General features: G+C 44.2%; 7 protein-coding genes. 5 read left to right on the forward strand and 2 right to left on the reverse strand.

What is annotated here, in order from left to right; all coding sequences use genetic code 11:
* Nucleotides 1-265 precede the first annotated feature (265 nt).
* Both VIP81_RS04390 and VIP81_RS04395 read right to left on the reverse strand, forming a co-directional pair.
* The gene (locus VIP81_RS04390) at nt 266-658 is read right to left on the reverse strand and encodes a hypothetical protein (protein ID WP_331957261.1); all 393 of its coding nucleotides are present in this window, start codon (nt 656-658) and stop codon (nt 266-268) included.
* A gap of 10 nt (nt 659-668) precedes the next feature.
* Nucleotides 669-3,176 (reverse strand): DUF5686 family protein, encoded by a 2,508-nt coding sequence (locus tag VIP81_RS04395; RefSeq protein WP_331957262.1) that lies wholly within the window; start codon nt 3,174-3,176, stop codon nt 669-671.
* A gap of 135 nt (nt 3,177-3,311) precedes the next feature.
* Between VIP81_RS04395 and VIP81_RS04400 the strand changes: the two genes are divergently transcribed.
* The 5 genes from VIP81_RS04400 to VIP81_RS04420 form a co-directional block, all read left to right on the forward strand.
* Complete coding sequence (locus VIP81_RS04400) at nt 3,312-3,950, forward strand: hypothetical protein (RefSeq protein ID WP_331957263.1); 639 nt, start codon at nt 3,312-3,314, stop codon at nt 3,948-3,950.
* 8 nt (nt 3,951-3,958) lie between these two features.
* The gene (locus VIP81_RS04405) at nt 3,959-4,255 is read left to right on the forward strand and encodes a winged helix-turn-helix domain-containing protein (RefSeq protein ID WP_133806897.1); all 297 of its coding nucleotides are present in this window, start codon (nt 3,959-3,961) and stop codon (nt 4,253-4,255) included.
* Nucleotides 4,256-4,307: 52 nt separating this feature from the next.
* The gene (gene creD, locus VIP81_RS04410) at nt 4,308-5,636 is read left to right on the forward strand and encodes a cell envelope integrity protein CreD (RefSeq protein WP_331957264.1); all 1,329 of its coding nucleotides are present in this window, start codon (nt 4,308-4,310) and stop codon (nt 5,634-5,636) included.
* A gap of 8 nt (nt 5,637-5,644) precedes the next feature.
* Nucleotides 5,645-6,016, forward strand: a complete 372-nt coding sequence (locus VIP81_RS04415; RefSeq protein WP_331957265.1) for a diacylglycerol kinase family protein — start codon at nt 5,645-5,647, stop codon at nt 6,014-6,016.
* A 12-nt stretch (nt 6,017-6,028) separates the two neighbouring features.
* Nucleotides 6,029-6,534 (forward strand): DUF1361 domain-containing protein (locus VIP81_RS04420; RefSeq protein WP_331957266.1); only part of this gene is annotated, 506 nt, incomplete at its 3' end.

Genomic DNA, 6,534 nt, shown 5'->3' on the forward strand with positions numbered 1-6,534 from the left:
ATTACGCCCGAAGAAATAGAATGGGCCTGTAAGCTGATTTGTGAAGCGGCGGATACGATTTGATAAGTGATCAGGGTATTGATGGTTGGGATTACTAACGATTGATACCCGGATGCATTAGCAGACTGTCTTTTATAAACCTATTATGGGCGGTGGCCGTTCGCTCATTCCATGTCTTTATTTGCCGTTCCTTCCGTTTCTCCCGCACATACGAACAGGAGCAAAACATACAGCTGATCAGCAAGAGTAATAAATACTTCATGTATCAGGAATTGAGCCTGCTTAATGATAATGTTACGCTTTTGGCGAAAAGCTCTATCGCATCTCTTTCTTCCAGCGCCAGGTAGTAGTAATATTTCCCCTGGGCCGTCATTTCGTGGAGGTTGTTATTGTATTTAAATTGCCCGCGGTAAAAATGCTCCAGTGTGCCGCTGCTACCTGTTTTTTCAGGATGAATGCTGAAGCTGGTGATAGTAACCTGATGAAACTCTACAATGATTTTGAAATCATCATTCGTGAATCTTAGCTGCAGTTTTTTATCCGATCCATCCAGTTGCATTTTGATGCATTGGAAATCGTTCTGCAAATCGTAGTAGGTGCCGTCAATTTCACCTCGCAGGAGGCTCTCTCCGAGCGGTGTATGTGTTACATCTTTCATGAGCAAACAATTAGAACTGTAGTTTGAAACTGCCGAACACGCCGAAACGTTTGTTGGCCGGTTCTCCCGGCGTTACATCCGGTGTTACTCTCCAGATAAAGTCTACCCGCAGGAATTTGAAAATATTTTCTATACCGGTACCGAGTTCCAGATAAGGATTACCTTCTAAGGTTTTGAACGGATAGCCGTTGTAAAGATTCAGTTGTTTGTTGGATTCAGATAAGGAACCGATCACCCCTTTCGCTGTCCAGAACTGGCGCCATTTCAATTTTTTGATCAATGGAATGTAACCGAATATACCGTTACCGATGGTATGTTCTACGTTAAATCCTACGTATTGATCGCTGATGAACTCAAAGCGGTTCATCATGTTAAATGCATATTTGTTATAGTAGTAAATTTCATTACCGGGATGTACTTCCAGCGAAGTGTAGGGCACGGTACCGAAAATTTTACCACCGAATACATTGTAGTAAATAGACCCAAATGGCGGCAGTTTAACGTAGTCGGATACACTGAGAGACACGCGTTGGTATTGCTGGCCGCTGTTGGCGATGCCGGGTATACCTGCCGCGAGTTTCAGTTCTGCAATAGGATACTTACTACCTAAACTGATGCGGTAGTAATTACCTTCCAGGAATTGTTCATGGAACGCGTAGCGGAATTTTACTTCCACTTCTGTGCTGGTCAGAGGATCGCGGTTATTAGATTCCTTCGGATAAAATGCTGCGGTGGGCAGCGGTTCAAACGGCCTTACCTGTTTATGTACCAGGTTGATCTGATGAGAAAAACCGCTATAGTATTCCTTGAAGAATTCCACGCGTTGTTCTTCTACCATTAAAAATTTCTGTGGTACACCGGCCTTGCGTATGGCCAGTGTAAAAATGTTATCTGTGCCTACTTCATCATAGTAGTGTGTGCCATTGTCCAGATCCTTTGTATATGCCGCATAGATGTAGGTACGCGGATGTCTTTTCAACAGCCATAAAGCAGACATTTTTCCCTTATAAACATGGTCTTTAAATCCATAGGCGAGGTAGCCATACAGGTAAAGATCTTTGTTGAATTTAGGGGTAGTACCCAGGTCCATTCTTAAGCGGAAGCCTTCCAGTCTGTTTTGAGAAAAGAGGTAGTAGTAAGGCCCAAACTCAATAGGGCCTACGGGTTTATAGCCGGTAGCCAGAAAGCGGATGGTATTGGAATAAGTTCTGAATAGCGGCATTTTCTGGAGGGTATCCACCATTTTGTAAATGCCTTCTTCATTTTTGCTGAGGTCTTCCGGACGGTTATCCATCCAGAACGAGTCTTTCCGGATGCGTGCACTATCCAGCACGACTACCGGTTCCGGATATTTTTTGTCACTGAAGATGTTAGTGGCAGCGGTATCATTCGTAACTACGTTGTCGTAGGTCGTTGTTTTTCGGCCAATAAAATCCAGTGTCTTCCCGGGTCTGGGACTGGGTGCCCAGAAGTCGGCTATAAATTTATCTTTATACAGGAACCAGCTGCTATCTGGCAGTTGGCGGAATTCCTGCACCATGCTTATTTTATGTACGAAATTGATATTGGCGTCCCTGGGAACTGACAAGGTCATTTTCTGTACCGCGTAAGTGGTATCATGTACCCAGAGATCCCCGATAAAGGTGTTTTCTCCTTTTCGTTTAGGCGTAAAGTTTAGTTTAATGAACCGTTGTCCGCTGATGTATTGCGTATCTGCAATTGAGTAGTCGTAATAGAATGCGCCGTTATGATGTATCGGGCTTACAAACTGTTTATCAAATACCGGAATGAAGTTATCGTACACATTGATGTTCTGGTACATTCCTCCCAGGAATTTGGTCACGCTTTCATTGTCGATGCCGGAGGTACGTGCGGCTTTAATCACTTCTTTGGTCTTGCGTGGGCTCGCCTGGAAATAATAATCGGACAATGTTTCTGTGAGGAAAATGGGTAGGAAGGGTTTGTCTTCCGAAGTACTGTCTATATTATCGAATATAAACGCGAATGGTTTGGTGAAGCGGTTTCTCCCGAGTTTCTCTTTATTGAGATTCTTCATGTCCAGCTCCAGCTTATTATACACCTCATATTTATAATTATCGAGGCGGTTATAATTGTTTTCCGGTTTATGTTTAATAATTTGTTTGAGCAGGATCAGGGCCCAGTTTACATTGGCCTTTATTTCATATGTTTTAAGAGAAACATCTGAGCGGGTAACTTCGAAATTGATCGTTTGCTCTTTCAGGTCTTTATTTACCGGGAGTTTAAGGATAGTGTATCCCATTACCCTTACCAGTAATGAATCTGATGGGATAACATTTAGTTCGAACAGGTATTTCCCTTCCGCGTTGCTAACCATACCTGTTTGGGTACGTACGAACTGAAGAGTGGCGAAGGGGATGATTTCCTGAGAATGCGCGTCCCTGACCACTCCACTAACCTTATACTGCTGCGCCATCAAACCCGAACACCAAACGCTTACGCCGATGATTATTGCTAATATTCTTTTCCAGCCAACCATATCTGACAACAATATTATATTATTTATCGCTATTCTTCGCAGACGGTATCCTTTAGGTAACGTAGTTATAACAAAAAATTATATTTTAATATTCAAATATTTCCATTAGCTTTGTAAGGCAAAGTACTTTTCTGTATGACTGACCAACAACATCTGCAAGCATTAACAGACATAAAACGCCTCATGGAACGGAGCAGCCGTTTCATTTCGCTAAGTGGATTGAGTGGCATATCGGCCGGCATCAGCGGGCTTGTGGGCGCATTTATAGCGCGTAACTGGCTGGTGGAATATTATAACAGATGGGATGCCACGGGTGCTTATAATGACGCAGATTACAGAACATTAAAGTATCGTTTAATAGCCCTGGGATTAGCCGTAATGGCGGCAGCATTGGCGGGAGGAACTTTTTTTACCTGGCGTAAAGCGAGACAAAATAATTTACCGATCTGGGATTTAACGGCGCGCAAGGTGCTGATCAACACAGCCATTCCATTAGGAGCTGGTGGCGCCTTTATTGCCGGACTGTTGTTTAATCACTTTGAAGTACTGGTAGCCCCTACCTGCCTGGTATTTTACGGGTTGGCCATTATTAATGCCAGTAAGTATACTTTACCGGATGTCAAGTACCTGGGTATCTGCGAAACCATCCTCGGCATACTTAATCTTTTCTTTTTGCGCAAAGGACTTTATTTTTGGGCAGCAGGTTTTGGTCTGCTTCACATCATTTATGGTGCATTGATGTGGTGGAAATATGAACGGAAAAGGACTATTTAATCAATAGCATGAACCCGATAGGTAACTTAAATAAAATATTCGAGAGCCGTATACGCCTGGGCGTGATGAGTATATTGATGGTGAATGAGGAAGTGAATTTCAATGACCTCAAGCAAATGCTGGAAGTAACAGATGGTAATCTGGCTTCTCATCTCAATACACTGGAAGAAAACGGCTACCTGAAAGTGCATAAGGGCTTTATTGGCCGCAAAACCAATACAACCTATGCGATCACCGCTGCCGGCGAGAAAGCCTTTAAAGGGCATCTTGCCGCGCTGGAACACATGATAAAATTCACTAAATAAATTTTTTTTGCCCTTTCACTTTGAAATACAAAGCACTTTTAAAAAATGAAATATGGAACCTTCAACTAATGAACCACTTTCTTTCTTTGACCGGTACGCCTACGCACTTAAAGCCGGTATTATTGTAATACTGATCATGGTGTTGCTCATACCCGCCACCATGATCCAAAGCCTCATCTGGGAACGCCGCGACAGACAAGAAGAAGCTACCAAAGAAGTGAGTAGCCGCTGGGGAAATGAACAGAATATTACCGGTCCGGTACTGGCCATCCCCTATAAATCCAAATCAGGAAGTGACGCCGAGTACGTTTACCTGTTGCCGGAAAATCTTAAAATCAACGGGGAACTATTGCCCGAAAAACTACAAAGAGGTATTTTCAATGTGGCGGTGTACAACGCTAAAATGCAACTGAGTGGCGCCTTTAGTGGGACAGCCTTAGCGTCTCTCAACATCTCTCCTTCCGCCTTAGATTGGGAACATGCGACCTTACTCATTGGTATTAGCGATCTTCGTGGCATTGATAACCAGGTGCAGATGGTGTGGAATGGGAAGAACTACCCGTTCAACCCGGGTGTGGTCAACAGCGATTTGTTTACCAGCGGTATTCAGTCGCCGGTGACCATCACACCAGGAGATACCGCTGCATTGGCCGGTAACTTCTCCCTGGAGCTGGGCGTAAAAGGCTCCGGCAGGATTAGCTTCTCCCCCATTGGTAAAACAACCACAGTCGCCATCAATTCCAGCTGGCCTAACCCCAGCTTTGATGAAGCATTTCCTCCTAAAACCAGGAGGGTAGACGATAAAGGCTTTGCGGCTGCCTGGCAGATACAGCACCTGAACCGTAGCTATCCCCAGAGCTGGGAAGGTAAAAAGTTTAATATCCACTCAGCCGATTTTGGTATCAAATTATTCATGCCCGCCGAAAGCTACCAGATGTCTATGCGTGCCGTGAAGTACGCCATCATGATCATCGGATTAACCTTCTTTGTATTTTATTTTATTGAATTGTCACAGCGCCGCGCCCTTCATCCAATACAGTATGCCCTCATCGGCTTAGCCCTTTGTATTTTTTATACCCTGCTCATATCTATTTCAGAACAAATTAACTTTATTATGGCTTATATTATTGCCAGTGTACTCACGATAGGTCTGATTATTGCATATACGGCTGCTGCCTTTAAAAGCATCCGTATTGCAGCAGGCATAGGAGCCACACTTACCCTGATTTACGGATTTATTTATGTAATCATTAGTGCCGAAGATCAGGCGCTGCTCATGGGAAGCTTAGGCCTCTTCGTTATCCTGGCACTGATCATGTACTTCAGCACTACCATCAAATGGGATAAGTTAGGACACAAAACCACCACTATTACGCAATAAAAATAAACATGGGAAATTCTTATATCAGCAAACGGTTAGCCAGCTTCGGATACGCATTCAACGGCATTGGCGCCTTCTTGCGCAGTGAGCCTCATGCACGCATTCATGCTATCGCTACCATCGTTGTAGTGGCTGCCGGTTGCTGGTATAAAATAGCTACGCCGGAATGGATCTGGATCATCCTGGCTACTGCGTTGGTGTGGACAACGGAAATGCTGAATACGGTCATTGAAAAAATAATGGATCATCTTTCGCCGCAACTACATCCTAAAGTAAAGTTCATCAAAGATGTAGCTGCCGGCGGAGTACTGATAGCAGCCATAGCCGCCGCTATTATCGGGGCTGTCATATTTATCCCCTATATTTTAAAAACCATCTAATATCATAACCATATGCAATTGAAAAGAACTATCCGTTTAGCACAACATCGTATCAGCCGCTCCCGGCCGCAATACACGCTGTATGCCTCCGTCCTGTTTAGTCTGGCGTTGCTCCTGTGTCGTGTTATTCACACGGGCAGTAACCTGCGCGTTTCCCTGATATGGAACCTTTTTTTGGCCTATGTGCCCTTTGCCATTACCCGCTGGATGGAGAAACATCCGGAGCAAATAAAGAACCGGTATAACTGGTATGGCTACTTTATTTGCTGGTTGTTGTTTATTCCCAATGCCCCCTATATTCTCACAGACCTCTTTCATCTCTTTGATGGCGGCGTACCCCTGTGGTTCGATTTGTTTGTCATCTTTTCCTTCGCCTGGAATGGCATGATGCTGGGATACATTTCTATTCGCAGTATGGAAAATATGTGGAGTCAACGCCATTCCCGCTGGCCCGCATGGTTGTTTACTTTCCCGGTAATGTTCCTCTGTGGTATGGGCGTTTATATTGGCAGATTCTT

Origin of the sequence: Chitinophaga sp. (assembly GCF_036566945.1) — a bacterium.
GTDB lineage: Bacteria > Bacteroidota > Bacteroidia > Chitinophagales > Chitinophagaceae > Chitinophaga.

Excerpts from the sequence above, each read along its gene's own strand:
- VIP81_RS04390 (WP_331957261.1), bottom strand. The coding sequence starts at position 658 with ATGAAAGATGTAACACATACACCGCTCGGAGAGAGCCTCCTGCGAGGT.
- VIP81_RS04415 (WP_331957265.1), top strand. The coding sequence starts at position 5,645 with ATGGGAAATTCTTATATCAGCAAACGGTTAGCCAGCTTCGGATACGCA.
- VIP81_RS04405 (WP_133806897.1), top strand. The coding sequence starts at position 3,959 with ATGAACCCGATAGGTAACTTAAATAAAATATTCGAGAGCCGTATACGC.
- VIP81_RS04400 (WP_331957263.1), top strand. The coding sequence starts at position 3,312 with ATGACTGACCAACAACATCTGCAAGCATTAACAGACATAAAACGCCTC.
- creD (WP_331957264.1), top strand. The coding sequence starts at position 4,308 with ATGGAACCTTCAACTAATGAACCACTTTCTTTCTTTGACCGGTACGCC.
- VIP81_RS04395 (WP_331957262.1), bottom strand. The coding sequence starts at position 3,176 with ATGGTTGGCTGGAAAAGAATATTAGCAATAATCATCGGCGTAAGCGTT.